At 43.3% G+C, this 26,155-nt stretch carries 27 protein-coding genes; 12 read left to right on the plus strand and 15 right to left on the minus strand.

The features are described 5' to 3' along the window. Positions 1 to 139: 139 nt before the first annotated feature. Together RT084_RS02120 and cysS are read right to left on the minus strand one after the other, a co-directional pair. On the minus strand, positions 140 to 565 hold the full coding sequence (locus tag RT084_RS02120) for a YqaA family protein (protein ID WP_007116765.1): 426 nt from the start codon (positions 563 to 565) through the stop codon (positions 140 to 142). After that, positions 566 to 2,014: a cysteine--tRNA ligase gene (cysS, locus tag RT084_RS02125; RefSeq protein WP_312383447.1), complete on the minus strand. Its 1,449-nt coding sequence runs from the start codon at positions 2,012 to 2,014 to the stop codon at positions 566 to 568. It lies immediately after the preceding gene. 107 nt (positions 2,015 to 2,121) lie between these two features. Between cysS and RT084_RS02130 the strand changes: the two genes are divergently transcribed. Genes RT084_RS02130 through RT084_RS02145 form a run of 4 tightly spaced genes read left to right on the plus strand, consistent with a single transcriptional unit; the run spans position 2,122 to position 4,971 of the window. Further along, positions 2,122 to 2,715, plus strand: coding sequence for a cob(I)yrinic acid a,c-diamide adenosyltransferase (locus tag RT084_RS02130; RefSeq protein WP_007116767.1), 594 nt, complete (start codon positions 2,122 to 2,124; stop codon positions 2,713 to 2,715). Between the two features lie 56 nt (positions 2,716 to 2,771). After that, the gene (locus tag RT084_RS02135) at positions 2,772 to 3,488 is read left to right on the plus strand and encodes an ABC transporter ATP-binding protein (RefSeq protein WP_312383445.1); all 717 of its coding nucleotides are present in this window, start codon (positions 2,772 to 2,774) and stop codon (positions 3,486 to 3,488) included. After that, a complete protein-coding gene (locus RT084_RS02140; RefSeq protein ID WP_312383443.1) occupies positions 3,485 to 4,303 on the plus strand; it encodes an ABC transporter permease in 819 nt (272 codons plus the stop codon). The genes RT084_RS02135 and RT084_RS02140 overlap by 4 nt, the downstream gene beginning before the upstream one ends. Positions 4,304 to 4,344: 41 nt before the next feature. Next, a complete protein-coding gene (locus RT084_RS02145; RefSeq protein ID WP_007116770.1) occupies positions 4,345 to 4,971 on the plus strand; it encodes a LysE family translocator in 627 nt (208 codons plus the stop codon). Between the two features lie 2 nt (positions 4,972 to 4,973). Here the strand turns inward: RT084_RS02145 and RT084_RS02150 are convergent, their stop codons facing one another. Genes RT084_RS02150 through RT084_RS02160 form a run of 3 tightly spaced genes read right to left on the minus strand, consistent with a single transcriptional unit; the run spans position 4,974 to position 8,410 of the window. Next, on the minus strand, positions 4,974 to 5,702 hold the full coding sequence (locus tag RT084_RS02150; protein WP_007116771.1) for a sulfite exporter TauE/SafE family protein: 729 nt from the start codon (positions 5,700 to 5,702) through the stop codon (positions 4,974 to 4,976). Positions 5,703 to 5,758: 56 nt separating this feature from the next. Beyond that, the gene (locus tag RT084_RS02155; RefSeq protein ID WP_007116772.1) at positions 5,759 to 7,057 is read right to left on the minus strand and encodes an adenylosuccinate synthase; all 1,299 of its coding nucleotides are present in this window, start codon (positions 7,055 to 7,057) and stop codon (positions 5,759 to 5,761) included. A gap of 57 nt (positions 7,058 to 7,114) precedes the next feature. Next, positions 7,115 to 8,410, minus strand: a complete 1,296-nt coding sequence (locus RT084_RS02160; RefSeq protein ID WP_312383440.1) for an ATP phosphoribosyltransferase regulatory subunit — start codon at positions 8,408 to 8,410, stop codon at positions 7,115 to 7,117. 303 nt (positions 8,411 to 8,713) lie between these two features. Here RT084_RS02160 and RT084_RS02165 point away from each other — a divergent pair, with 303 nt between their 5' ends. The 3 genes from RT084_RS02165 to corA all read left to right on the plus strand — a co-directional run bounded on the left by RT084_RS02165 (position 8,714) and on the right by corA (position 11,401). Further along, complete coding sequence (locus tag RT084_RS02165) at positions 8,714 to 9,307, plus strand: glutathione S-transferase N-terminal domain-containing protein (protein WP_159374606.1); 594 nt, start codon at positions 8,714 to 8,716, stop codon at positions 9,305 to 9,307. 44 nt (positions 9,308 to 9,351) lie between these two features. Next, positions 9,352 to 9,735, plus strand: coding sequence for a DUF2237 family protein (locus tag RT084_RS02170; protein ID WP_065252584.1), 384 nt, complete (start codon positions 9,352 to 9,354; stop codon positions 9,733 to 9,735). A gap of 505 nt (positions 9,736 to 10,240) precedes the next feature. Then, positions 10,241 to 11,401 carry a magnesium/cobalt transporter CorA gene (gene corA, locus RT084_RS02175; RefSeq protein ID WP_312383646.1) on the plus strand — a complete coding sequence of 387 codons (1,161 nt, stop codon included), beginning with the start codon at positions 10,241 to 10,243 and terminating at the stop codon, positions 11,399 to 11,401. 93 nt (positions 11,402 to 11,494) lie between these two features. Here the strand turns inward: corA and RT084_RS02180 are convergent, their stop codons facing one another. The 8 genes from RT084_RS02180 to RT084_RS02215 form a co-directional block, all read right to left on the minus strand. Beyond that, a complete protein-coding gene (locus tag RT084_RS02180) occupies positions 11,495 to 12,130 on the minus strand; it encodes a hypothetical protein (protein WP_312383437.1) in 636 nt (211 codons plus the stop codon). 207 nt (positions 12,131 to 12,337) lie between these two features. Next, positions 12,338 to 13,270, minus strand: coding sequence for an electron transfer flavoprotein subunit alpha/FixB family protein (locus RT084_RS02185; protein ID WP_050324358.1), 933 nt, complete (start codon positions 13,268 to 13,270; stop codon positions 12,338 to 12,340). 83 nt (positions 13,271 to 13,353) lie between these two features. Next, positions 13,354 to 14,103, minus strand: coding sequence for an electron transfer flavoprotein subunit beta/FixA family protein (locus tag RT084_RS02190; RefSeq protein ID WP_219331180.1), 750 nt, complete (start codon positions 14,101 to 14,103; stop codon positions 13,354 to 13,356). A gap of 469 nt (positions 14,104 to 14,572) precedes the next feature. Next, the gene (locus tag RT084_RS02195; RefSeq protein ID WP_007116781.1) at positions 14,573 to 14,785 is read right to left on the minus strand and encodes a cold-shock protein; all 213 of its coding nucleotides are present in this window, start codon (positions 14,783 to 14,785) and stop codon (positions 14,573 to 14,575) included. Between the two features lie 211 nt (positions 14,786 to 14,996). Next, the gene (locus RT084_RS02200) at positions 14,997 to 15,536 is read right to left on the minus strand and encodes a hypothetical protein (RefSeq protein WP_313097466.1); all 540 of its coding nucleotides are present in this window, start codon (positions 15,534 to 15,536) and stop codon (positions 14,997 to 14,999) included. 148 nt (positions 15,537 to 15,684) lie between these two features. Then, positions 15,685 to 16,701: a ketol-acid reductoisomerase gene (gene ilvC, locus RT084_RS02205; protein WP_007116783.1), complete on the minus strand. Its 1,017-nt coding sequence runs from the start codon at positions 16,699 to 16,701 to the stop codon at positions 15,685 to 15,687. Positions 16,702 to 16,749: 48 nt separating this feature from the next. Next, entirely contained in the window at positions 16,750 to 17,241 is a 492-nt protein-coding gene (gene ilvN / locus RT084_RS02210; protein ID WP_203171804.1) for an acetolactate synthase small subunit, read from the minus strand. Then, on the minus strand, positions 17,241 to 18,956 hold the full coding sequence (locus RT084_RS02215; protein ID WP_257619637.1) for an acetolactate synthase 3 large subunit: 1,716 nt from the start codon (positions 18,954 to 18,956) through the stop codon (positions 17,241 to 17,243). The genes ilvN and RT084_RS02215 overlap by 1 nt, the downstream gene beginning before the upstream one ends. 756 nt (positions 18,957 to 19,712) lie before the next feature. On the opposite strand from RT084_RS02215, the gene RT084_RS02220 reads away from it, so the two are divergent. Further along, positions 19,713 to 20,189: a DUF4124 domain-containing protein gene (locus RT084_RS02220; RefSeq protein ID WP_160001937.1), complete on the plus strand. Its 477-nt coding sequence runs from the start codon at positions 19,713 to 19,715 to the stop codon at positions 20,187 to 20,189. A gap of 111 nt (positions 20,190 to 20,300) precedes the next feature. On the opposite strand, the gene RT084_RS02225 is transcribed toward RT084_RS02220, so the two are convergent. Then, positions 20,301 to 21,977 carry an NAD(P)H-hydrate dehydratase gene (locus RT084_RS02225; protein WP_312383434.1) on the minus strand — a complete coding sequence of 559 codons (1,677 nt, stop codon included), beginning with the start codon at positions 21,975 to 21,977 and terminating at the stop codon, positions 20,301 to 20,303. A 70-nt stretch (positions 21,978 to 22,047) separates the two neighbouring features. Between RT084_RS02225 and queG the strand changes: the two genes are divergently transcribed. After that, positions 22,048 to 23,175 carry a tRNA epoxyqueuosine(34) reductase QueG gene (queG, locus tag RT084_RS02230; RefSeq protein ID WP_312383433.1) on the plus strand — a complete coding sequence of 376 codons (1,128 nt, stop codon included), beginning with the start codon at positions 22,048 to 22,050 and terminating at the stop codon, positions 23,173 to 23,175. Here queG and RT084_RS02235 read toward each other — a convergent pair. After that, entirely contained in the window at positions 23,172 to 23,750 is a 579-nt protein-coding gene (locus RT084_RS02235; RefSeq protein WP_138018919.1) for a DUF924 family protein, read from the minus strand. The genes queG and RT084_RS02235 overlap by 4 nt on opposite strands. Before the next feature lie 115 nt (positions 23,751 to 23,865). Here RT084_RS02235 and RT084_RS02240 point away from each other — a divergent pair, with 115 nt between their 5' ends. From RT084_RS02240 to RT084_RS02250, 3 genes are read left to right on the plus strand one after another with little or no spacing between them, the layout of a single operon-like run. Beyond that, a complete protein-coding gene (locus tag RT084_RS02240) occupies positions 23,866 to 24,447 on the plus strand; it encodes an acyl-CoA thioesterase (protein ID WP_312383431.1) in 582 nt (193 codons plus the stop codon). Between the two features lie 7 nt (positions 24,448 to 24,454). After that, positions 24,455 to 25,528: a tRNA preQ1(34) S-adenosylmethionine ribosyltransferase-isomerase QueA gene (gene queA / locus RT084_RS02245; RefSeq protein WP_312383428.1), complete on the plus strand. Its 1,074-nt coding sequence runs from the start codon at positions 24,455 to 24,457 to the stop codon at positions 25,526 to 25,528. Next, positions 25,528 to 26,091: a hypothetical protein gene (locus tag RT084_RS02250; protein WP_095355527.1), complete on the plus strand. Its 564-nt coding sequence runs from the start codon at positions 25,528 to 25,530 to the stop codon at positions 26,089 to 26,091. Before queA ends, RT084_RS02250 begins: the two co-directional genes overlap by 1 nt. The last annotated feature ends 64 nt before the right edge of the window (positions 26,092 to 26,155 follow it).

Genomic DNA, 26,155 nt, shown 5'->3' on the forward strand with positions numbered 1-26,155 from the left:
CAAAAGGCTGAACAGTTCCCTGCCCAGCCTTGTGGTTTAGTCTGTTGTCAGCTTAAATCGCAATTGACACCATCTTTTATTTAAGTTTTAAATTAACCGCCTATTTTAGATAAAAAACATGTCTATTGCAATCATTTTTCTAAATTACACCGAGATAAAGCGCATATAAGCTTACATAGCGGGCGGTCTTGGCAATCGTCACCAACAGCAAAAAGCGCCAAAACCGTTCACCGAACACACCGGCAAACAACGTAATCGGATCACCGATCATGGGTGCCCAGCTAGCAAGCAATGACCAAAACCCATATTTTTGATAGACACGCTTGGCTTTGGCAAGCTTGACAGCCGATACCGGAAACCAAGGCTTGTCATAAAAGCGGTCGATCTGACGCCCAAGCCAAAAATTGACACACGAACCCAATACATTACCAACGCTTGCCACCACCAATAGCAGCCAAGCCTTATAGTGTCCCTTGGCCAATAAGGTGACAAGCACCGCCTCAGATTGCATGGGCAATAGGGTTGCCGAGCCAAAGGCGGCTAACCATAGGAACCAATAAGCCAATTACACGCGGCGCCAAGTCGTGCCATTTTTACCGTCTTCTAGTTCAATGCCTTGTGCTTTTAGGTCACTGCGGATTTGGTCGGCTTTGGCAAAGTCTTTGTCCGCTTTGGCTTGCTTGCGCGCTTCGATGAATGCTTCAATCTCGCTATCACTTAACCCGGCCGTTTCGCCCACTTTCGCTTGTAAAAAATCGGTTGGATTAAGCTGCAAGATATTGAGCGGTTGTGCCAAATCTTTTAGCAATGTTGCCAATGCTAGCGCCTGGGCATTGCCTTCAGCGGTTTCGAGATTGACCGCTTTGTTGATTTCACGCGCTAGACTAAATAATACGCTCACCGCCCCTGCACTGTTAAAATCATCGCACATGGCTTGATTAAAAGGGGTTTCAAATGGGGTTTTATCAATCTCACCCGCTGGTTGGGTCAGGTTTTCTACAGATTTTAAGACTTGATACAGACGCGTGAGGCTAGTTTGGGCTTCTTTAAGCGCGCTATCCGAGAAATTCACTGGACTGCGATAATGACTCGATAAAATAAAGAAGCGAATGGTCTCTGGGTGAAACTGCCCCATCACATCGCGAATGGTAAAGAAATTACCCAGTGATTTTGACATTTTCTCACCGTCAACATTGATAAAGCCCACGTGCATCCAGTTGTTGGCATAGGTTTTACCGGTTGCGCCTTCAGATTGGGCAATTTCGTTCTCGTGGTGCGGAAATTGCAAATCATGCCCGCCGCCGTGGATATCGAAGGTATCGCCCAAGCAGCAGGTACTCATCGCCGAGCATTCGATATGCCAACCTGGGCGACCCATACCCCAAGGCGATTGCCATTTGGTCTCAGATGGCTCTGTTTGTTTGGCAGATTTCCACAATACAAAGTCAAACGGATTTTTTTTGTCTGTCTCAACATTCACCCGCTCACTGGCACCCGCTTGCATATCGGATAGGCGACGTTTTGAGAGTTTGCCATACTCAGCAAAATTTTCGACCGCATAATAGACATCGCCCGTTGCGCCTTGATAGGCTAACTTTTTGCTTTCCAGCGTTTGGATTAGATGTTGCATCTGTGGGATAAAATCCGTGGCTTTTGGCTCACTGTTAGGACGCTCACAGCCCAGATTATCAGCATCTTCATGCATGGCTTTGATAAAGCGGTCTGTCAACTGATAGATACTTTCGCCATTGTCCTTAGCACGGTTAATAATTTTGTCATCAATATCGGTAATATTACGCACATAGTTGACATCATAGCCAATATGACGCAGCCAGCGCACAACCACGTCAAAGCCGACCATGACCCGTGCATGACCAATGTGGCAATAATCATACACCGTCATCCCACATACATACATGCCAACTTTGCCTGCTTCTAAGGGCGTGAATGGGCGTTTTTGTCCACTCATCGAGTCATATATGGTAATCGGCATGGGCTGTGTCAGCTGGGTCATGGGATAGTCACCTGTGCAAGTTGGATAAAAAAGACAATCGGTTATCATACCGAAATTTTGTTAAAAGTGCTATGATTTGGCATATTTCACACTTTAAGGTCTCTATAATGGGCAATCGATTATCAAAGATTTACACCCGAACGGGCGATGACGGCACCACTGGCATGGCGAATGGTTCACGGGTGTCTAAGGCAGACTTACGCTTTGACGCCATGGGCAAAATTGACTTATTAAACTCCCAAATCGGTTTATTGCGGGGCTATCTTAGTCAAGATAACCATACTCAAAATAGCCAAAACCAACCTAACCATTCCCAATTTGATGCTAAGCTAAGCCGCTTGCAGCACCAGCTTTTCAATCTAGGGGGTGAACTTGCTATGCCCGAATACCGCGGGATTTTGGCAGAGTATGCGACAGAGCTGGAAAATCAAATTGATGAGTGGAACACCCATTTACCACCCCTCAAAGATTTTATTTTGCCTGCAGGCACCATTGTGACTAGCCAAGTGCATATCGCTCGCTGCTATTGCCGAGACGCTGAGCGCCTACTCGTGGCATTAAATTCGCGGGATGATAATGTCTCACCAATTAGTCTGCAGTTTATCAATCGTCTATCCGATTGGCTGTTTGTATTGGCGCGCGTCGTTGCTCGGTTGGATGACGGTCAAGAAGTGCTTTGGGATAAAGCCACCCTGTCATAACTCTATCACGATACTTTAAAAACGCTATCCGTTAAAAACACCATACTTAAAAAGCCATGCTGCAATTTGACCAACTGTCCTACCAAATCGACCATCGAACACTCGTCAATCATGTTTCAGGTGAAATCCATGACCATGACTTTATTGTCATCACAGGACAGTCTGGCAGTGGCAAATCGTTACTGCTAAAGCTATTAGCAAGCCTATTACCTAAGTCAGCAGGTCACATTACCTTAAACGGCAAAAATTTGACCGATTTGACGCCGGCTATTTGGCGCTCACAGGTTGCCTATATTGCGCAACTAAGTGAGATGATTGAGGGCAGCGTCTTAGACAACTTGAGCCTGCCCTTTAGCTTTGCACTTTATAAAGACAAAAAAATCGATGTATCTTGGCACGAGCAGCAGCTAGTTAACCTTGGCAAATCACCGCAGTTTTTACAGCAAGATAGCCGCAGCTTATCGGGTGGCGAAAAACAGCTCGTCAATTTATTACGCACGCTACAATTGCACCCGACCATTTTATTACTCGATGAGCCTACCGCCTCCCTTGATGCCACCACCACCCAGCAAGTCGAAACATTGATTAACCACTGGTATCAGTCCACCCCCAATGCCACCGTCGTGTGGATCAGCCATGAGCCGACCCAAATTCAGCGCTTATTGGCGATTGGCACTAGCCACTGGACGATGGCTGATGGTCAATTAAGCAATCACAAGTTAACGGTGGATAGCAAAGCACTCGCATCCGTATCACAAGGCAATCAGCCATGATGATGTTAGCCATCACCATGCCCGCTATCTCCTACCTACAAGTAGCGCTGGCAAGCCTGGCATTATTACTGGTGATGGCAATCAGTGTTTGGTTGAAACTGGGTATCGTCAAATCCCTGCTCATTGCAAGTTTTCGCACGGTGGTTCAACTAAGCTTAATTGGACTGGTACTTGCGTGGATTTTTGCCAGAGAGCAATGGTATGAAGTGTTGGCAATTTTGACTTTTATGTCGATTATCGCTAGTATCGCTGCCAAAAATCGGGTTAAAAAGCCTTATCAAGGTTTATTTTGGGATACGGCGTTGGCGGTGTTTGTCAGTAGTTGGGTGGTAGCTATATTTGGTGGTGGGTGGGTGCTGTCAGACAACGCAGCTACATGGTTTCGTCCGCAAGTCATGATACCGTTATTGGGGCTGATTTTAGGTAATTCATTGACCGCTGTCTCACTCTCTATGAACCAACTTGTCAGCAGTTTTCATCGCGAACAAAGTATGATTAATACCTATTTGGCATTGTCCGCCACGCCTTGGGAAACCGCAAAACCCTATGTCATTGCTGCCATTCAAAATGGTATCACACCGACGATTAACAGCATGATGGTGGTGGGGTTAGTGAGCTTGCCGGGTATGATGACAGGACAAATTTTGGCAGGCGCAGACCCGCACCAAGCCGTGCTTTATCAAATTATTACCCTGTTTTTAATTGCCACCAGCAGTACATTAGGGTGTACAATAGCGACTTTGCTGATTTTTCGACGGTTTTTTAACCCGGAGTGGCAGTTTGTCATTCCACCCACTGCTAACACTTCTCATTAACCGTTAATTGGCTATCTTTCATTTATTTACTAAAAATTCTAATGACCCTGCAAAATTTCTTATTTTTTTTAATCAGTACTTGCCTTATCTCGGCAGCGCCTGGCTCTAATATGCTATTAGCGTTCCAATTTGGTGTCAATTATGGCATCAAAAAAACCCTGTGGACGTTGGCAGGGCTGAGCATGGGTTTATTTATTTTATTGACAACGTCACTGTTAGGGCTAGGGCTTATCAGTACCAACGCGCCTGTTTTACTGACCATTATCAAAGTCGTGGGCGCGCTGTATTTAGCCTATCTTGGGATAAAATCTTGGCGCCAAGCTGACAGCGAATTGCACAGTGACCAGTTACAGGTGATACCGACCCCCGCGCAACTGTTTAAAACAGGGATTTGGGTGTCGTTGTCCAACCCCAAGGCGATTTTGTTTTTTGCCGCATTTTTCCCCAAATTTATCAACTTTTCCGCGCCTCTACTGCCGCAATACCTCATGCTCACGGTGGGTTTTTTTATGATTGAGATAACTTGGCAACTGGTTTATACCATGAGTGGCAAAAAACTGTCGGATTGGCTGCAATTTGGCAATCGCTTGATGTGGCTTAATCGCTTATGTGGCTTGATATTTATTATCATCGCCATCGCGCTTATTACTGAGATTTTTTGGCATTAGGTTCAAAAAAAATAGTGACGGGCGATATCGACAATCAATTTGAGCGCTATGAGGGTGAGTAGATACGGCAGGATTTTTTCTAGCCAGTCTAAACGGATTTTATGGCGCAGTCGGGTACCAAGCCATGAGCCTACAGTTGCCATGATGACCATCATCACTAGCAATTGCCAATAATCGGCAAACACAAATCCCATCGCCACATAAACTATCAATTTAGCGGTATGCACCACCGTCATCATCAAGGCGCCCGTAGTAACGACGACATTGTTATCATCATAGTACTTATTGAGCATGGCGATATTGAGCGGACCCGGTGTGCCAACAAACACGCCCAAGCCCGTTTGTGCAAATCCTACTAAAAAGAAACTTTCAAAACGGCGAATCACTCGGTTAAAAGTGCTTGACCAAGTTATTAGTAAGATATAAATGCCGATAAATAACGGAATAAGCTCTAAATGGATAAAGCGAACTAACACGCCAAATACCAACAGTCCCGTCAATGAGCCCGCCAAAAATTGCCAAAAATAGGTAAAGTCTAGGGCATCCCGACCAAACCAAGCGCGCGTGGCATTACTGACAAGCTGGGTCACGCCATGCACTGGCACAATCGCTGCTGCAGGCACAAAAAATGGCATCAGTCCAATGAGTATCATGCCGCCGCCCACGCCTGTGATAGCGGTTAGAGCAGAGGTTAATAAATTGGCTAAGGCGAGTAAGCTATCATTCAGCATTTTTTACCCTAAAATAAAAAACCCGACATCACATCGGGTTTTTTGATGAATAAGGGTTAGGCATCGTACGGGTCGCGTAGCACGATGGTTTCGGCACGGTCAGGACCTGTTGAGATAATGTCAACGGGACACTCGATAAGCTGCTCAATGCGCTTGATATAAGCTTTGGCATTTTCAGGTAGCTTGTCATACTCTGTCACGCCCACGGTGCTCGTTTTCCAGCCTGGCAAAGTTTCATAGATAGGTTTCACGTTCTCGTAAAACTCCGCATCGCTAGAGCCGCAAACTTCCCCACTTGGCAACTCATAACCTGTGCAGATATTGAGCTGTTCAAGGTCATCTAACACATCAAGCTTGGTCAAGCAGATACCAGATAGGGAGTTTAGTACCACAGCACGGCGTAGAATCGCTGCATCAAACCAACCACAACGACGGGCGCGGCCCGTGGTAGCACCAAATTCTTGACCCACAGTACCGATGTGCTCACCGATATCATCAAATAGCTCAGTTGGGAAGGGACCCGCCCCCACGCGTGTGGTGTAAGCTTTGGTGATACCCAATACGTAGTCAAAGTACAAGGGTCCAAGACCGGTGCCCGTCGCCACGCCGCCAGCTGTGGTATTTGAGCTGGTAACGAAGGGATAAGTGCCGTGGTCAACGTCAAGCAACGTACCTTGCGCGCCTTCAAACATTAAGTTTTTGCCTTCTTTGCATAGCTTGTCAAGCTCGCCCGTCACATCAGCCACCAAGTCTTTTAGCGCATCACGCCATTCTTCTGCCAGCTTTAAGGTCGCCTCAAAATCGACTGCGTCCACCCCATAGTATTGGGTCAAGGCAAAGTTATGGAACTCAAGGTTAGTTTTTAGTTTATCGGCAAAGTCAGCTCGCAACAAATCAGCAAAACGCAATGCACGGCGCGCTACTTTATCTTCGTACGCAGGGCCGATACCACGACCGGTCGTGCCAATTTTGTTGTTGCCGCGTTTGATTTCACGGGCTTGGTCAAGCGCTACATGCTGTGGCATGATCAGTGGGCAGTTGGGCGAAATACGAAGTCGCTCACGCACAGGCACGCCTGCTTCAACCAGTGATTGCATTTCTTTTAATAGCGCATCTGGGGCTAGCACCACGCCATTACCGATGTAGCAAGTGACACCTTCACGTAGAATACCCGATGGAATCAAATGTAATACGGTTTTTTTACCGCCAACGACTAAAGTGTGACCAGCATTATGACCGCCTTGATAGCGCGCCACCGCACTGGCTTTTTCAGTCAATAAGTCAACGATTTTGCCTTTACCCTCATCGCCCCACTGGCTACCAAGGACAACGACGTTTTTTCCCGTATGTTTCATGATAAGTCACCTTTTATCAAAGTAATTGCTAAAAACAAGTTTACAACAGCTTAAAAATTAATTTTCTGCCAAATGCTCTAAGTACCAAACCCCATTCGCTACTTGCAAACGATGGGTGGTTTGCTCAGGTTCATCGGTTTCATCCAGCGCAATCATCACCCGATGCCCTTCTTGGCGTAGTGAGTCAATCGCTTGTTTGAGCGCTGGCGCATCAGGATGATTGGGTACATGTAAAATAGTTTGTACATGGCTATAAGGTACCACGGTAAAAGGCTGCTCATGTACCTGGATATGATTTTGCCAACGGTTTAGCTCGCAGCTAAAGCCAACGCCGGAACGCACGGCATCGGTATTATCAACTTCATGATGAAAATGGTTGCTAAAACGACCACCACGAATCAGCGGCAATGACTCATCTGCCACGTACACATTAAAGACAACGCCTGTATGATAGTGATATCCCAATCCTGTGACATCGACACTGACGTTGGCATCCCAGTGGTCTTCAAGATAGCTCACCAAATAAGTCAAATCAGACAAGGCTTTGGCAATGATAGCATCGTGTTTGGCTTGACTTGAGAGCCGTTCGCTCAGTTTTTGCAAGTCATTACCTGCCTCGCCTAGCACATAAAAATCGTTGGCAAGTTCGCCAAACTGGCTCATTTTGCTGGTCAAAAGTTTCAGCTCAGGTAACGCTTTATTGGCATAGAGCTCAATGAGTTTTTCTTGCAGATACGTAGGTACACTGGCAAGCTGGCAAAGCTGCTGAAAAATCGCCACATGACCAATATCAATATGCGAGCGTGCAATCACATCCGTGCTATCTAACAAGGTAAATAGCACATCTAATAGCTCCACTTCACTGGCTAGTGAGTCGGTACCAAAAATCTCAGCCCCCAACTGTAGCGGGGTGCGCGAACCAAATAAGCCCTTTGGCATGGTATAGATTACATGCCCTGCATAACAATAGCGGGAAATTGATTTTGATGGGTTACTAGTGTCTTGATTATTGTGTAGACGCGCATCAATCCGCGCAATTTGTGGGGTGATATCTGCGCGTACCCCCATGAGCCGACCGGTTAGCTGATCAATGATTTTAAAAGTTTGTAATTTAACATCTTCAGACGCATAGCCGAGCAAGCTTTCGGTATATTCAATCATAGGCGGGCTAATAAATTCATAGCCATGGCTGATTAAAATACGGGTCAATTGATAACGCAGGGTTTCTTGCTTTACCGCTTCGGTTGATAGTAAGTCGACAACCCCATCGGGTAATAGCCAAGTATTTTTTGTATTAAGATAAAAAGCAGACTGATTTGCCACATTTGTGGAATTTGATGCTAAATTTGACACAATAAATCCTAAGGATGATTAAATGATATATCACTAGACATGACAACAAGCGGCCATATGAAAACATAGACCATGAATTACCATGTAAAATCATAGAATAATCGATGAGAAGGGCACTTACAAAAATAAAATAAGCAAAGAATAAAATAAGGGCACTTTTCCTTTTCATTGTATCATAGCTTCACTGGGGTTAGGCATTTTTTTATTGCCCAATTTTTTATGCTAAACTCCTATAAAATTTTTTGAAACTTATTTATTAAAACTTACAGCCATGCAACCAGTATAGGGAAATCCAATTCACCCATGAAACTCTTTGTCTCAACTACTTCCCCTTTCGCCCGTCTCGTGATGGTCGCCTGTTTACGCCAGCAAATCGATGCCGAGCTTATATTTGTCATGCCTTGGGAAAACCCACAAGAATTATTAGCGGTCAACCCTTTTAGCCAAGTACCTGCCCTGCTCACCGATAATCAATTACTCATCACCGAAAGCAGTGTGATTTTGGCGCATCTGATGCCGCAAATTTTCGCTGATGAAAAATCTGCCGCTTTAACAAGCCTGAGCCTTGGCATTATCAATCAAGCTGTTCGCGCCTTTGCCACCGAGCGCTTTCAGCCAGCAAGTGCTGCCCCACATCCATTTATTGAGCGCTCAACTAGTCTATTGTCGAATTTACTCCCCAATGCACCACAGCTCGATGCACAAAGCGATGCGCTCGGCCAAATCTTTTTTGGCATTGCCTTAGGGTATTTAAAATTACGTTTGGCTGAGGTGTTTGACAAGGCAGTCACTGAGGCAAACAAAGCGGCACTGGAGCAATTTTATCAGCGAGATTTTATGCAAAAAACTCAGAGTACTGCTTTAGAAAAACTACCAACATCTATCTCTCAACTTTAGCCAATCATCCATCTAGCCCAATCAAAACGTAAAAAGAGCTCACTATGTCCTATCATCCAAAAGCTGAATTAAACCAAACCAATGTACTGGGTACCGCACTAGCGAGTTGCTGTTTTGACCCGTTAACAGGTTATTATCGAAATGGTTTTTGTCATACTGGCGCTGGTGACGTCGGCTTACACACGGTTTGCGCCAAAATGACCCGGGAATTCTTGGAATTTTCTGTTGCCAAAGGCAATGATTTGGTGACGCCTTTACCCGAATTTGGTTTTCCAGGGCTGCAGCCCAATGATTTTTGGTGCGTGTGTGCCCTGCGCTGGGTGGAAGCATTGGATGCGGGGGTTGCGCCGCCACTAAAGCTTGCCGCATGTCATGAGAGTCTATTAGAGTTAGTGGATATAGAGACACTGCAGCAGTATGCTATTTAAGCCGATAGTGAAAAAATGACCGTTGCTAAGCCTATGGTTAACGAGATTAATCTAGGTTTTAGCGGTCTGTCACGTATAATTATCTTGAGATTGTCATTTTTCACTGTTATCATTATCCATCTAATTTTAGCCGTATGATTGCATTGTCAATGCATGACTTCTTTTTTATTCGTTTAAAAATCACTGAGAATTACAAAATAGCAAGAACACACAGGCGCATTTGCCTACTTTGATGTTTACTTGCTGTTTTGTGGTTGCTACCTTTTAGTACTTTGATAACGACTGGACACATTTATTCGATCTGATATAACTCTTTCAAATCGTGATAGCGAGGTTTTTGGTTATGACGCCACCCCACCAAAACAAAAATTTATCTGAACGCAGCGACGATTTATTAGAGCACCCCACTCAGACGACCCAGCGCGTAACGCCGCCTTTAGCCTCAGCGCTTAATCCGCCACATGATATGTCTGCAGATGCTTTTACCCTTGCCAATGCGGATTTCATGTATGATGAAATCACTGATGAAGAACTCGATTTGCACGGTGATGATAGTTATATCTATGGCGAAGATTATGATGATGATGGCACTGTCGAAGTCTATGCACCGACCGATGTACCACCCCCTGAGTACAACCCTGAAGCTGAAATCACCGAAGATCGCTTTAAAGGGAAAAATGAGATTGCCAACTGCTTTGCCTACTCTCGTAAATCTGGGGAAAAAATCGGCGAGATTGAACTTGATGATGTGCGCCGCGAATTATCCAACAACAACGTATTTGTTTGGGTAGGACTGCATGACCCAAGTATCGAAACCATTCGAGAAGTCCAAGAGGCATTCGACTTACACGAACTTGCCATTGAAGATGCTTTCGCTGAGCATCAACGCGCCAAAGTTGAAAGCTATGGTAATGATAGCGTGTTCGTGGTGGTACGAACCGCCAAATTGACCGAAAACACCATTCGTTATGGCACTACGGCTATCTTTATGGGCAAGCAATATATCATCACTATTCGTCAAGGTGCCTCTCATAGCTACCAAAGTGTGCGAGATTTTTGCCATCGCCGACCAGAAAAATTACGCCTTGGACCCATCTTTGTGCTGCACGCCATCTTAGACTTTATCGTCGATAACTACTTACCTGTCACTGAAAAATTAGGACGTTATTTGCGCGAGCAAGAACGGGAAATTTTCTCTGAAAACTTTAACAAACATACGCTGCGGAATTTGTATGAATTAAAATCACAGCTCGTACATATGCGTGCTGTCATCTTACCCGTACAAGATATCTGTAATTTTTTTATCAATCATAAAAAGACTGATTTAATTCCAAGTTTTCCTAGCCAAGCCAAACCGTATTTTCGCGACGTCAATGACCATCTACTGCGTGCGCTCGATGCGGTCAATGGACTTAACGAAATGCTCAGTGTTGCCATGGATACTTACATGGCAGTGGTCAATATGGGTCAGAATGAGGTGGTACGAAAACTTGCCGCTTGGGCAGGTATACTCGCGGTTCCGACTGCCGTCGCAGGGATTTATGGGATGAACTTTGAAAATATGCCTGAACTAAAAATGCATTATGCCTACTATATTTTGTTGGCATTTATTTTGACCATTTGTTTCACGCTTTACTATCGATTTAAAAAGGCAGGTTGGTTGTAACTTTACCGATAGACTTTAACCATAAAAACTTAATAGATAATGCTGTTAAGCTTTTTTTATTGCGCTATTCATTTATCAATGACAAATAATTGTCTACACATCAATTAAGTTAAACAGCTCATCAATTTCTTCTTTCAAATGGTACATTTCAGTGTCATTCCATTTTTTGGATAAATGGCTGATGGGCAAAATTACACAGTGTAAATCGCGATAAGTAATGGCATTAAAAGTATTTCTCACCAGAATTTTATTGGCTTCTCGCTCAAAATATTTAATTACATCAATATTTTGGGTAATGACTAAAACAGGTTTGAGAATACTATATAGCCAATCAAATATATGTGTGTGTTTATGCTGAGGACTTAATAAAGTCTTTTTGGGGGTGATAACACTATAAAGATAAGTTTCAATCACAGGATGATTTGAGATTTCATCAATCAAATTTTGCTGAAATATATGGTTGCGATTCCACTGCAAATCATCATTGTAGCTAGCGATGTCATAATGTTCAGCAAACGATTCACGATCAAACCCTATGTCATCATGCCAAATATCGGCATCAAACACGTCTAAATTAACTTCGCGCGCAGGATTGTAGCCGACCATCATGATTTTGCAATCAAGGGGCGACCCTGAACAGATGAAGGGACGCACTTTCACATTGTCTAGTTGCTGCTCGCTAAGCCGCTGCTGCATCTCTATACGGAATTTTTTTAAATCCATTTTCACAATTTATTCCCAAAAAATTTACTACCAATAAAATCCCATAATTTTTATTATATTACCTAGTCGCTATACAACAATCAATATACTTTTAGCGATAATTAAGTCACTGCTTAATGAGTAAATAGCAAATAAAAAAACCTCAAAAAGCATGAGGTTTTTTTATATTTATCGCCTATATATTTATCGCTTAGTAGCTGATGATAGCGGCAATTACAATTTGCTAGTTAATTCTGGCAAGACTGTAAAAATATCACCTTCTAGGAAATAATCAGCCACTTGAGAGATAGGCGCTTCTGGGTCATTGTTGATGGCAACGATAACTTTTGAATCTTTCATACCTGCCAAATGCTGAATAGCACCTGAGATACCTGCGGCGATATATAGGTTTGGCGCAACAATTTTACCCGTTTGACCCACTTGTAGGTCGTTTGGCACATAACCTGCGTCAACTGCCGCACGTGATGCACCCATCGCAGCACCTAGCTTATCAGCGAGTGGCTCAATATATTTGGTGAAGTTTTCACCGCTGGCTAATGCACGACCACCTGAAACAACAATTTCTGCAGCCGTTAATTCTGGACGATCAGATTTTGCTAACTCTTCACCGACAAATTTTGATTTGCCCGCATCTTCGCCTGCGCTTACTTGTTCTATGCTGGCTGCGCCGCCTTCTGCTGCCGCTGCATCAAATGCAGTGGTACGAACGGTGATGACTTTTTTGCTTTCAGTATCTTTAACCGTTGCAATGGCATTGCCTGCGTAGATTGGACGCTCAAATGTCTCTGCATCAATCACAGCGGTTACATCAGTTAGCATATTTACGTCTAACAAAGCGGCAACGCGTGGTAAGAAGTTTTTACCTGTTGTTGTCGCTGGTACCACGATATGGCTATAATCACCTGCAAGCGATACCACGAGTTTAGCAACATTTTCAGCCAGTTGATGTTCAAAAGCAGCATTACTTGCGCAAAGCACCTTTGATACACCTGCTACTTTAGCAGCTTGTTCTGCCACGGCTTCACAGCCAAGACCTGCAACTAATACAACAATATCGCCACCGATTTTGCTTGCTGCCGTTACGGTGTTGAGTGTTGCTTTTTTCAGCTCTTTATTGTCATGTTCTGCATATACTAAAATTGCCATGAGATTTTCCTTAATATTTGATAATCGCTATCGTTAAATGACGAATTAAATTGAAGGTAGTTAAATGATTAGATAACTAATAATTAGATAACTTTAGCTTCGTTTCTTAATTTATCGACTAACTCGTCAACCGATTTAACTTTAACACCCGCTTTACGCTCTGCAGGTGGCGTTACTTTTACGATTTGAATGTTACTAGCGGTAGAAACACCATAATCTTCTGGTTTTTTCTCTTCTAATGGTTTTTTCTTCGCTTTCATGATGTTAGGCAGTTTGGCATAACGTGGTTCATTTAAACGTAAATCAGTGGTGATAACCGCAGGTAAAGATAACTGAACAGTTTGTAAGCCCCCATCGATTTCACGTGTTACGTTGACGCTACCACCTTCAACTTTTACTTGTGATGCAAAGGTTGCTTGACCCACGTCTAGTAATGCCGCTAGCATTTGACCTGTTTGGTTGTTGTCATCATCAATCGCTTGTTTGCCTAGTAAAATGATATCGGCAGCTTCAGCTTGTGCAATCGCTTTCAGAATTTTTGCCACTTGTAGTGGACGCACAGTGTCGGTAGTTTCAACTAAAATACCACGATCTGCACCCAGTGCCATTGCACCACGGATTTGTTCTTGTGCTTCTTTTGGTCCGATAGATACAACAACAATTTCAGAGACGACGCCCGCTTCTTGTAGGCGTACAGCTTCTTCAACAGCAATCTCGTCAAATGGGTTTACAGACATTTTAACATTGGTTAAGTCAACACCAGTGTTGTCCGCTTTTACACGAACTTTTACGTTATAGTCAACTACACGTTTAACAGCAACTAATGCTTTCATACGTTCCTCGTTTGTTATATGAATTAAAAAAGGAGGATAAATCCAAGTATCCCCAGTCATGATAAAATGAACATCCTATTCTTGTTAACTTAAACTAGCTTGGTGAGCTAATTTAGCAAGCTAAAAAGAATAGTTATACTGTGAATACTCACAATACCCATTATCTTCGTTAATAATATATGTTGCGATAACTTACCCAACAAATCAAGAAAATCCTATGAATTTTAAGTCATAAAAAAATGGTTGGAAAACATCAAAAATTCTTGAATTTTTCGAATATATCATAACTAAAATAATTAGGGAAATTTTTTAACTAAATATTCAACATACAATGTCTTGTGCTTGATATAAACATTGAACACAAAACAAACGCGCAAAAAAAAACAACCTATCGTCTGGTTGTTTTTCTTTATTGCAAGCTAATTAAGATAAGCAGTTAATAAACAAACAATTAAGCTTGTAGTTATTATTATTGTGCTTCGATTTGTTCGGCTTGTGGGCCTTTTTGACCTTGGCTCAATACGAAGCTCACACGTTGACCTTCTTTAAGTGTTTTAAAACCTGAACCTTGGATTGCACTGTAATGAGCAAAAACGTCTTGACCGCCATTGTCTTGAGCGATGAAGCCGAAACCTTTGCTTTCATTGAACCATTTTACAGTACCAGTAGCTTTATCTGACATAAAAAATCCTACATTAAAAATTAACTATGTTATCTATAACGCTTGCAATTACTTAGGTAAATACAGGATGTTATAAATTGTCATCGCCAAAAGTTTGTTAAGTGTATTTTAGCGAATAATCACAGTATAGCCTAGTTTTAGCGTTTCACCTACTATTTTTTGATTTTTTTACCACAAAGTTACAATTAAAAAGGGATTTAAATTGACTTTATTAAGCTAGATTAAAAGCGATTACGCCGTTCATCAACATATTGATAAATATCGCAATACTAGTCACCATAATCACCAAGGAAAATGATAGGCTATAGTCCATATATTTGATGGGCATACTCATGTCATCGACATCTTTAATATCGCCCGCCTGATCTTTAAGTAGATAAAATCCATAAATCCAACCAAATATGCTATACAAAATATAGGCAAATGGCACAACTTTGGCAATGCTAATAAATTCGCCATAATATACGGCGACCACGGATACCATAAGCCACACAGTTTCTAATATGGAGCTCACACTAAATAACGTCGATTGCGGCAGTTTTCCTAAGTTTTTCTTCAAAACTACGGATTCATACGCAATCAGTAGGGCGACAATTAACGTACCCACCAGATAAATTGCTTGCCAATTTATTGTATAGCTATCCCCGATGAGGTAATTCAAAGGATTTGCCAATGCAGGCAAAGCACTCATGCCGCTAAAAGTGTTTAACAAAGTTGCAGTGGATAACTGCCAAACAGACGCTATATTCAAAACATATCTCATAAACTTTATATCGATACCCATTATTTTATACTAAAAAACCCTGTCTATGTAACTTTACACAGCGCAGGGTTATTTTGACTTTATTGTTTTTACCAATTGGGTATGATGCCATTGGTAAAACTAACTGGGTGCAAAACTAGTTTTTCTCTTTGTCGATGATCTTACTTGAGGTGATCCAAGGCATCATACCGCGAAGTTTGGCACCTGTTTTTTCGATTTCATGCTCAGCGGTTTGACGACGGCGCGCTGTCATTGATGGATAACCTGACATACCTTCAGCGATAAACATTTTTGCATATTCGCCTGATTGGATACGTTTTAGGGCATTACGCATCGCTTCACGTGATTGATCGTTAATAACTTCTAAACCTGTCACGTATTCACCGTATTCTGCGTTGTTACTAATTGAATAGTTCATATCAGCAATACCGCCTTGGTACATCAAGTCTACAATCAATTTTAATTCGTGTAGACATTCAAAGTACGCCATTTCTGGGGCATAACCTGCTTCAACCAAGGTTTCAAAGCCCATTTTGACCAGTTCAACCGCACCACCACAAAGTACCGCTTGCTCACCAAATAGGTCCGTTTCAGTTTCGTCTTTGAACGTTGTTTCGATGATGCCTGAACGACCACCGCCGACGCCCATCGCGTAAGATAACGCCACTTGTTTGGCTTGACCAGAGGCATCTTGGTAAACGGCGATTAAGTCAGGAATACCGCCGCCTGTGGCAAATTCGTTACGCACGGTATGACCCGGTGCTTTTGGCGCAATCATGATGACGTCTAGGTCTTTGCGTGGTACCACTTGGTTGTAATGGATTGAGAAACCATGGGCAAATGCAAGCGTGGCACCTTGTTTGATGTTTGGCTCAATCACGTCATTGTATAATTGTTTTTGGAATTCGTCAGGGGTCAAAATCATGACTAGGTCGGCTTGCTTGACTGCTTCTTCTACTTCAGCCACTTTTAGACCGGCATTTTCTGCTTTTTTCCAAGATGATGAATCTTTACGAAGACCTACGGTGACATCAACACCGCTGTCTTTTAGGTTTAATGCGTGCGCGTGACCTTGTGAGCCATAGCCGATAATCGCAACTTTTTTGCCTTGGATGATTGATAGATCACAATCTTTATCATAAAAAATGTTCATAACTATTTCCTTGTGTAAAAAACAACTACTATTAAAAGGTTGGTAAATTTAGACGCTGAGGATTTTTTCACCCCGAGCGATACCAATAACACCAGAACGTACTACCTCTAAAATGCGTTCACGTCCCATCAATTCGATAAAGCCGTCCAATTTTGCGGTGTCACCGACAATTTGAATGGTATAGACATTGGACGTGATATCAACAATACTTGCACGGAAGATATCCGCACAGCGCTTCACTTCTTCACGGTTGCTACCCGTGGCACGCACTTTGATCAGCATGAGTTCGCGCTCAATATGTACACTATCGGTCAGCGTGGTTACTTTAACGATTTCAATCAGCTTGTGCAACTGTTTGGTCACTTGCTCAATCTTATTTTGATCGGTATCTGTGGTCAAGGTCAAACGCGATAAAGTCGGGTCATCGGTTGGCGCGACGTTCAATGTCTCGATGTTGTAGCCACGTTGTGAAAATAAGCCAACCACACGAGACAGTGACCCTGATTCATTTTCCATTAAGACAGAAATTAAATGTTTCATTAGGTACGCTCCCCTTTGGCTAACCACATATCACGCATTGACTGACCTGCTAATTGCATTGGATAAACATGCTCGTTTTTATCGACGAGTACATCGATAAATACTAATCGATCTTTGAGGGATAAGGCATAAGCAAGTTGTTCATCAAGTTTGGCTGGGTCAGTGATTTGGATACCAACATGACCGTAAGCTTCTGCAAGTTTGACAAAATCTGGCAATGAATCCATATAAGAGTGCGAATGGCGACCTTCATAAATCATGTCTTGCCATTGTTTGACCATACCCAACTGGGCGTTGTTAAGATTTAAAATCTTTACTGGTAAGTTATATTGTAAGCAAGTTGATAGCTCTTGGATATTCATCTGAATTGAGCCTTCACCGGTGATACAGACCACATCACGCTCTGGATTAGCAAGTTTGGCTGCCATTGCGTAAGGCAACCCTACCCCCATGGTGCCTAAACCACCTGAGTTTAACCATTGACGCGGCTCATCGTATTTATAGTATAGGGCGGCAAACATTTGGTGCTGACCCACATCAGAGGTGATGATAGCTTTACCATGGGTTAGCTCATATAAGCGCTCAACAACGTGCTGTGGTTTCATGCCATGGCTGTCGTCTTTGTCATAGCGTAGACCATGACGTTTACGCCATTCATTGATTTGCGCCCACCAATCATTTAGCGCGGCTTGGTCAAGCTGTCCGTTATTTTCTGTTAATACGGCGAGCATATCGCTTAGCACATTTTTTACATCACCGACAATCGGGATATGTGCGTTGATGGTTTTTGAGATTGATGCAGGGTCGATATCAATATGGATAATTTTAGCGTTTGGACAGAATTTTTGCGTATTGTTGGTCACACGGTCATCAAAACGCGCACCCACTGCCAAAATCACATCTGAATTGTGCATGGTCATATTGGCTTCATACGTACCATGCATCCCAAGCATACCTAAAAACTGTTTATCCGACCCTGGATAAGCGCCCAATCCCATCAAAGTATTAGTCACAGGCAAATTAAGTAAACGGGCCAATGCGGTTAATTCTGCACTTGCGTTTGACGCAATCACGCCACCACCTGAATATAAAACAGGGCGTTTGGCTGCAATTAAGGTTTCGATGGCTTTACGAATTTGTCCTGAATGACCGCGAACCGATGGTTGGTAAGAACGCATACTGACCGACTCAGGGAAATGATAAGGGAATTTTTCGTTAGGCGCAGTTTTATCTTTAGGTACATCAATCACCACAGGACCTGGGCGACCAGAGCTTGCAATATAAAATGCTTTGCGAACGATTTCTGGGATTTCGCTGGCATGACGTACTTGAAAACTGTGTTTGACGACAGGACGTGACACACCAATCATATCAGTTTCTTGGAACGCATCATCACCGATGAGGCTTGAAGGCACCTGACCTGAGATGATAACCATCGGAATGGAATCCATAAACGCGGTTGCGATGGCAGTAACCGTATTGGTGGCGCCTGGACCTGATGTCGCTAATACCACCCCTGTTTGACCTGTGACACGGGAATAAGCATCTGCCATATGACCCGCTGCTTGTTCGTGACGCACGAGGATGTGCTCAATGCTATCTTGTTTGAACAAAGCATCATAAATATGCAACACGGCGCCGCCTGGATAGCCAAAAATGTATTCGACACCTTCGTCAATTAGCGCTTGCACCAGCATTTCTGCACCAGACATCATCACAGGTTCACCTGCTGAGGCTTTGGCGGTTTTTTTGTCAAAATTGGGTGCAGCGTGAGCCGTTTGGTTTTCTCCCGTCATATTGGGAGCTTGGGTAGTTTGAGTCACTGTCATCACCTTTTATGGTCGTCTTCAAAAATGATACTGGGAAGTTGTTTTAGATAAAAATTGCTAAATGATTAGCAAGAATCTTCAACACTGCCATAAGGTAACAGTGAACAAATCAGACGAGGGCAAAAAGCATGATAACCAAAAAAGAAAGCATCACAAAAATTACGTAATGTATAAATTGATGGCTACTTTTTGTCTTTGTTGACCGATAAGTCAGGGTTGTTAGATTCTTTTGTTTAGATTCATAAACAACAACAACGGTAAAAAATGCTCTCATCCAATTGTAGAGCCTAATCAGCGGATAGCGCCAATTAGCTTAGATTTTACCAATTAGTAACCAACGATAATTGTTACTAACGACCAGTAGAGGACTTATGATGTGAGTTTTTTTAACACTTGTCAATAAAAAAAAGCTACTAGGATTTATAACTTTTAGTTATAGATAAATGAATTGTCTGAAGCTTGATTTTAAGGCTTGGTTTTAAGGATTGATAAACTTTAAAATCTCAGACTGATTGAGCCAGTCATTTTTAGAAAATTACCTTTAGGAAATTAAACGATTATCTTGTCGAAATTTACTGCTAAAAGCTATCAAGCTGTGATAGGCTATCGCATAATTTTCTCGTTTCTTGCATAGGAAAAACAATGTTAAAGCCACTGTTTTTGTTATCACTCATGTTATCACCATTCGTTATGGCGAGTTCAAATGCAGCAACTTATTACAAGTGGACTGACAAAAATGGTGTACCGCATTATAGCCAATATGCGCCGACCAATGGTGTTAATCTGCGACAAGTGCAAGTAGTTAATACCCGTGAACTTGGACCTAGTAGTCGTGCACCTGCGACAGCTGGCAATAGCACAGGTGCTGCATCAGGTGTATCACCAACGCTGACCGCCGATCAAAAACGCGCTGCTGAACTTGAAGCACAAAATCAGCAACTCAAAAAACAGCAAGATGCGGAGCGCTGTAAAGCCTTACAAAGTACCCTTGCCAACCTGAATCAAGGCGGGCGCGTCTATGAGATGGATAATAAAGGTGAACGTAAATATTTAGATGGTCGTGAAATTGAGCTACGCCGTCAGCAAGTCGCGCAAACAGTGAGCCAATACTGTAAATAACTTTGAATGCTATATGACTTTAGCATTCAATGAAAATTAAAGTTGTGTAAAGGTTAAAGGTGAGTGAATTCTCACCTTTTTTTTATTGAACCTTCTTAACCTGCCGTGATTTTAATGGTCCGTGATTTGATGGATGATGTCACCGATTGCCGATGCCATGTGATTAGCTTGCAGCGCATATTCCCCCATTTTTTCTGCTAACGTATCACCTGCTTTGGCATGTATGAGCACGGAGGTTAGCATGGGTGCGGCAATCGCTTGCCCCAATAAGCCCGCCATCAGACCTGCCAAGCAGTCGCCCATGCCAGCCGTTGCCATACCGGCATTACCCAAGCCGCAAATATCAATACTGTCTCGTTCAAGACAGTCTCGTTCAAGCACAATCGTTTGTGCCCCTTTGATAAGCCAATTGCCCCCATAGTGGTGAGCCAATGCCTGAATTGCGCTGATTTTGTTTCGATCGATGTCGGCATAGGGTTGATTGAGCAAACGTCCTGCTTCCGCTGAATGCGGTGTTAGATAAAACCGTTGGTTTGACTGCCCCAATCGTGGTTGAATTGGCGCATTTAAACCGTCACTCGTGCCTGCCCAATCTGCCAAATGGTATAAACCATCGGCGTCAATGACACATAGTTTCTCTGATTGTTTGATCGCCGTAAGATACTGGTTAAATAACTCTAACGTTACTTTATCTCTACCCAAACCCATGCCGATGGCAACCACATCCACCGCGTTAATCAGCTCGATGACGCTAGCGATATTGTGTAAATCCGCGGTCATGGCATTGGGCAAAGCGGTGACAATGGCTGAATGAAAATCACGATGACAGGCAACGGTGACTTTGCCTGCACCACTGCTCAATGCCGCACTGGCGGCCAATATCGCCGCCCCTGCCATGCCATGCCCATCCTGTAGCCGATTGCCACCGATGATGAGTACATGACCATACGTACCTTTATGACTCACCTGCTGACGTTGTGGCAAGTTAGGTAGCGTGCAATGTAACAAGATGCTTGATTGCTCAACAGGGAGCAAAGGCACATCGATAACGGTGCCAACATAATCTTTACTATCCCCGATATGCAGTCCGACTTTTCGCCCGATTAAACAAAGTGTCTTGTCTGCTTTAATCGCAATGTCATCGTACACTTCGCCCGTAGCGGCATTAAGTCCGCTGGGTACATCGATGCTGATGACTTGACAAGCGTGAACTTGCTTGCGGTATTGATTAATCCAATTGATGATTGTCTGATAATCATCGCTAGGCTTGCCATCGAGTCCAATCCCCAACAACCCATCAATCACCACATCATACTGATAGCTTAAACCAAGCTCATAGAATGGCTGTAAAAATGCTGTCAACGTCAGATATTTTGCCGCATTTGCACAGTTTGACTGGTACAGGTGCTTTGCTGTTTGGCTGTCGAGGGTAGTAGGCGCTGCGACTTGTACTACAGTAACTGACCAATTTGGGCAAAGCTGATTGACATAATGCGCCACCAACCAAGCATCGCCGCCATTATTACCCGCGCCTGCCACTACCAATACCGATTTTTGAGGGTGACTGCTTTTTTGAAGGTGATTGCTTTTTTGAGGGTGACTGCTTTTTTGATTGCTACTTTCCTGCTTGATGATGTGTGCAAGTTGCCATGCAGCTTGTTGCATTAAGGCAAAACTGTCATTTTTGCTAAACCAGTTTTTTTCAATGTCATAAATTTGTTTGGGGGTATATAAGGCAATGGCGTTTTGCATCACCGTATTTTTATCCGTCTGTGCATTACTTTGCATAAGATGATCCAATGATGTGGTAAATGTTTATTTTGCTATAATAGCATTTTAATTTTATCTGGTTGTTGGCATGTTGGACACTACAAACGAACTTAATGCACTCAAGGGCTGGATAAAGGCGCAAGCCAAGGCGTTGGGGTTTGCTGATTGTGGCTTTGTCCATCCCGCCAATCCCATATTTAGCAAACAGCTTGATGCCTTGCAAACTTGGCTAGCACAAGGTAAACATGGCGATATGCTGTTTTTTGAAGACAATCATGATAAACGTGCTAACCCTGCCCTGTTAGTTGACAGGACGCAAAGTATCATTAGCGTGCGTTTAGATTATTTGGTCACGCCGCCGCCCAAACGCAGTGTGCCAGACAACGAGCGCCCCAACTCAGCGATTATTGCCCGCTATGCTCGTGGGCGTGATTATCATAAAACCATGCGAGGCTTATTAAAAACCCTAGCCAGACTGATTCAAGACAAACTAACCACCGATTATCCGCAATATGCCAACGACTTTGTATTTCGTCCCTTTAGTGACTCCGCGCCTATATTTGAGCGCGCGTTGGCTGAGCAAGCAGGTTTGGGCTGGACAGGCAAACACACCTTGCTGATTCACCCACAAGCGGGGTCATTTTTTGTGTTGGGGGAATTATTCACCAGCTTGCCTTTGGCAGAGGATAAAAAGCAAATCGAAACCACATTATCGCATTGTGGCAGTTGCCGTGCTTGTATTCATGTGTGCCCTACCCATGCCATCCGCAAAACACCCACCGGACATTATGATGTCGATGCACGGCTGTGTATTTCGTATTTAACCATTGAATTAGATGGCAAAATCCCTGTAGAACTTCGTCCCAAAATTGGCAATCGCATTTTTGGCTGTGATGATTGTCAGTTGATTTGTCCTTGGAATAAATTTGCCAGATTAGCGACGATTGAGGATTTTAATCCCCGTCACCGTTTAGATGAGGTGTCATTGCTTGAGTTATGGGCGTGGGATGCACAGGATTTTTTGACAAAAACTGAAGGCTCGCCGATTCGCCGCACTGGCTACGACAATTTTATGCGCAATGTGGCGGTAGCCTTGGGTAATGCGCCGTTTAGCCAAGCAATTATTGACAAATTGCAACAAAAACGCCCCATGCTAAGCGAGAACACACAAGAACATATTGATTGGGCGACCCAGCAACAACTTAATAAAAGTTAAAATGACGAGTTGGGTTGTTGTAAAAAGGCGATTTCCTCGTCACTCGATTGTCTACCCAAAATCGCATTGCGGTGCGGATAACGCCCAAATCTCTCAATAATGGCTTGATGCTTATATTCAAACGCTAACGTATCGGCACTGGCGTATTTTTTAAACAGTGGCAACGCCTGCTGATGAATGGTTGCCGATTCTGCATGCATAAAAGGCATTAAAGCAAAATTGCGTTCGTCTTGATTCAACTTGTCAAAATCTGGCTGTTTGACGATTTCTTGTGCCAATACTAACGCCATGCCATCTTGGGCAAAAGCCTGTGGAGAATCTCGAAAAATATTGCGCGAAAACTGGTCCAATACAATGATTTCTGCCAGTCGCCCTTTTGTACTGGCTCGCCAATCCCCTAACTCGCCTCGTTTGGCTTGCTCAAGTGTGGCTAAAAATTTAGCCGTTACGGTTTTATCAAAATCCTCATCTTTGGCAAACCAAAATGGCTTGGTATTTTGCTGCAACCAAAAATCTAATACCTTTTTAGCGTCCGCTGATAAGGGTTGCGCTGCTACCTGTGATTGATTGGTCATTTGCTTTCCTTTTGTAGGGTAATTATAGTGACTTGTCGGGTAATGATAGTGACAAATTTTGCTAAACAAGCGCGATTTACCTATAATGTGGCACAAATTTAGATTGAGAACAACCATGTATCCTTTTTTACGACTGGGCACCCATGCCATCAAAAGCGCGATTAAACAAAAGCAAGGTCATTCGCTTCAATTAACCGATACCAGCGAAATCACCTTGACTGCTAATATCAACGATATTGACAATTTTTTTGAAATGAACAACGGGCGTATTTTTACGCTGTTTGATTTGGGGCGAAACGATCTTGCCATTCGCTCTGGGCTTGCCAAAAAATTATTCAAGCATCGCTGGGGGCTGGTGGTCGCTGGTAGTACCATCCAATATCGTAAGCGTGTTCGTTTATTTGATAAGGTCACCATCAAAACCCGATTGATAGCTGTTGATGAGCGCTGGTTTTATATCGAGCAAAGCATGTGGGTCAAAGGTCAGCCGACTTGCTCTGCGCTGCTGCGCACTGGTATCACCAACATCGTGACTGGCAAGGTTTTGCCGACTGAGCAAGTGCTCAGCGCATTGGATTATCAAGATATCAATATGCCACCTGATGACTGGGTCAAAGCTTGGTCGGACGCCGATAAAATCCGCCCATTTCCTAAAGCCAATGTCCACCTTACCAAAGATTCTGCTATCACCGAGTAACCCATAAATGCCTTTAACTTTAGATGATTTTGATTATCAACTGCCCGATGAACTTATTGCCCGCTATCCGTTAGCGGTGCGCTCCGCCTCTCGACTGCTGTATTTGCCTGCCCATGGTCAACCCAAAGACCAACAATTTGTGGATTTGCCAGAGTTGTTAAATAGTGGTGACTTGGTGGTGTTTAATGACACCAAGGTCATGAAAGCAAGGCTGTTTGGGCAAAAAGCCAGTGGCGGCGCGGTCGAAGTATTGGTCGAACGTATTTTGCACGATGATGTTACTATGAGCCAAAAGCACACCGCTTTGTGTCATGTACGCGCCAGCCGCAGCCCAAAAGAGGGGCAAACGCTGAGCCTTGCCGATGGTAACATCCATGCCACGGTAATGGGGCGTGAAGACAATTTATTTTTGCTAGCGTTTGACCAACCGATATTGCCTGTGCTTGAGCACTATGGTGAACTGCCGATTCCGCCCTATTTTGAGCGCCATGCCGATGACAATGACGAAACCCGTTATCAAACGGTATTTCATGACCCAACCAAACTTGCCAGCGTAGCCGCACCGACCGCAAGCTTGCATTTTGATGACAATGTATTGGCTGCACTCAAGTCCAAGGGCATCAATACCGCCTTTGTCACGTTGCATGTCGGTGCAGGCACATTTGCCCCTGTCAAGACAGAGGATATTTTGCGCCATAAAATGCACTCAGAATATGCTGAGTTGCCCCAAGCGACTGCCGATTTGATTAACCAAACCAAAGCCCGTGGCGGGCAAGTGATTGCAGTCGGTACCACGGTGACACGGGTATTAGAAACGGCGTTTCAAAAAACCGCCAGTTTTGAAAACCCGATGCTATCGGCTTGGTCAGGTGACACCGATATTTTTATTTATCCGTCATTTAGGTTTGGGGTGATTGATAAGCTCATCACCAATTTTCATTTGCCAAAATCCACGCTATTGATGCTGGTGTCAGCGTTTGCAGGCAGTGAGCCCATCAAACAGGCTTATCAGCACGCCATCGAGCAACAATACCGTTTCTTTAGTTACGGTGATGCCATGTTGTTAGATAAAGTAGAATGATGTTAGTAATTTCTCAGCTTGTTAATAAAATGACTGCATTGTCTTTATACCTAATCGTTGGTTTGTGGTTAGCAGTTAGCATTGCTTTTTTTAGTACGCTTAAATCTGCAGTTATGATTTTAAACTATCCAATTCCTGCTAAAACTGAACTTTTTCACTCGCAAGGTACGGCTAAATTCACCCCTTATCAACAAATCAACAGCAAACTTATCTATTTGCCAAATATGGCGGTGGTATCAGAAAATACTTTACGATTTTATCAATGTCCATTCACACCTTATATTCAAGATTGTTTGCATAACTATTTACCTTTAGAAAATCAAACAGTTAGCCTTGATTGGGCATCATTACAAAAAACATCGCAAGTCGATGCCACACGTCTTTTATACGAACTTTCAATCGATGGCAAAGTAATTTATGATTATGCCGATGCAGTCAAGCATATTGAACACAGAAAAAAGCAATCGCTTTGGGTGGTGATTATTTATGCGGTTAGCACGTTTTGTGTTTTGTCTTACCTGTTATTTTTTATTACTATTGATATTAGAAAAACTAAAAATTAATAGCATTTTCAGCCACGTAAGTTAATGGTATAATACCGCCTTTTAGCAAAACTTACTAAAGCAA

The organism is Moraxella sp. CTOTU48717 (assembly GCF_032057165.1).
GTDB lineage: Bacteria > Pseudomonadota > Gammaproteobacteria > Pseudomonadales > Moraxellaceae > Faucicola > Faucicola tetraodonis.

What these genes read in the sequence shown, in the direction of transcription:
- cysS (WP_312383447.1), bottom strand. Translation starts at nt 2,014, where the DNA reads ATGACCCAGCTGACACAGCCCATGCCGATTACCATATATGACTCGATG.
- RT084_RS02130 (WP_007116767.1), top strand. Translation starts at nt 2,122, where the DNA reads ATGGGCAATCGATTATCAAAGATTTACACCCGAACGGGCGATGACGGC.
- RT084_RS02135 (WP_312383445.1), top strand. Translation starts at nt 2,772, where the DNA reads ATGCTGCAATTTGACCAACTGTCCTACCAAATCGACCATCGAACACTC.
- RT084_RS02140 (WP_312383443.1), top strand. Translation starts at nt 3,485, where the DNA reads ATGATGATGTTAGCCATCACCATGCCCGCTATCTCCTACCTACAAGTA.
- RT084_RS02145 (WP_007116770.1), top strand. Translation starts at nt 4,345, where the DNA reads ATGACCCTGCAAAATTTCTTATTTTTTTTAATCAGTACTTGCCTTATC.
- RT084_RS02150 (WP_007116771.1), bottom strand. Translation starts at nt 5,702, where the DNA reads ATGCTGAATGATAGCTTACTCGCCTTAGCCAATTTATTAACCTCTGCT.
- RT084_RS02155 (WP_007116772.1), bottom strand. Translation starts at nt 7,057, where the DNA reads ATGAAACATACGGGAAAAAACGTCGTTGTCCTTGGTAGCCAGTGGGGC.
- RT084_RS02165 (WP_159374606.1), top strand. Translation starts at nt 8,714, where the DNA reads ATGAAACTCTTTGTCTCAACTACTTCCCCTTTCGCCCGTCTCGTGATG.
- RT084_RS02170 (WP_065252584.1), top strand. Translation starts at nt 9,352, where the DNA reads ATGTCCTATCATCCAAAAGCTGAATTAAACCAAACCAATGTACTGGGT.
- corA (WP_312383646.1), top strand. Translation starts at nt 10,241, where the DNA reads ATGTATGATGAAATCACTGATGAAGAACTCGATTTGCACGGTGATGAT.
- RT084_RS02185 (WP_050324358.1), bottom strand. Translation starts at nt 13,270, where the DNA reads ATGGCAATTTTAGTATATGCAGAACATGACAATAAAGAGCTGAAAAAA.
- RT084_RS02190 (WP_219331180.1), bottom strand. Translation starts at nt 14,103, where the DNA reads ATGAAAGCATTAGTTGCTGTTAAACGTGTAGTTGACTATAACGTAAAA.
- RT084_RS02195 (WP_007116781.1), bottom strand. Translation starts at nt 14,785, where the DNA reads ATGTCAGATAAAGCTACTGGTACTGTAAAATGGTTCAATGAAAGCAAA.
- ilvC (WP_007116783.1), bottom strand. Translation starts at nt 16,701, where the DNA reads ATGAACATTTTTTATGATAAAGATTGTGATCTATCAATCATCCAAGGC.
- ilvN (WP_203171804.1), bottom strand. Translation starts at nt 17,241, where the DNA reads ATGAAACATTTAATTTCTGTCTTAATGGAAAATGAATCAGGGTCACTG.
- RT084_RS02215 (WP_257619637.1), bottom strand. Translation starts at nt 18,956, where the DNA reads ATGATGTCTGGTGCAGAAATGCTGGTGCAAGCGCTAATTGACGAAGGT.
- RT084_RS02220 (WP_160001937.1), top strand. Translation starts at nt 19,713, where the DNA reads ATGTTAAAGCCACTGTTTTTGTTATCACTCATGTTATCACCATTCGTT.
- RT084_RS02225 (WP_312383434.1), bottom strand. Translation starts at nt 21,977, where the DNA reads ATGCAAAGTAATGCACAGACGGATAAAAATACGGTGATGCAAAACGCC.
- queG (WP_312383433.1), top strand. Translation starts at nt 22,048, where the DNA reads ATGTTGGACACTACAAACGAACTTAATGCACTCAAGGGCTGGATAAAG.
- RT084_RS02235 (WP_138018919.1), bottom strand. Translation starts at nt 23,750, where the DNA reads ATGACCAATCAATCACAGGTAGCAGCGCAACCCTTATCAGCGGACGCT.
- RT084_RS02240 (WP_312383431.1), top strand. Translation starts at nt 23,866, where the DNA reads ATGTATCCTTTTTTACGACTGGGCACCCATGCCATCAAAAGCGCGATT.
- queA (WP_312383428.1), top strand. Translation starts at nt 24,455, where the DNA reads ATGCCTTTAACTTTAGATGATTTTGATTATCAACTGCCCGATGAACTT.
- RT084_RS02250 (WP_095355527.1), top strand. Translation starts at nt 25,528, where the DNA reads ATGTTAGTAATTTCTCAGCTTGTTAATAAAATGACTGCATTGTCTTTA.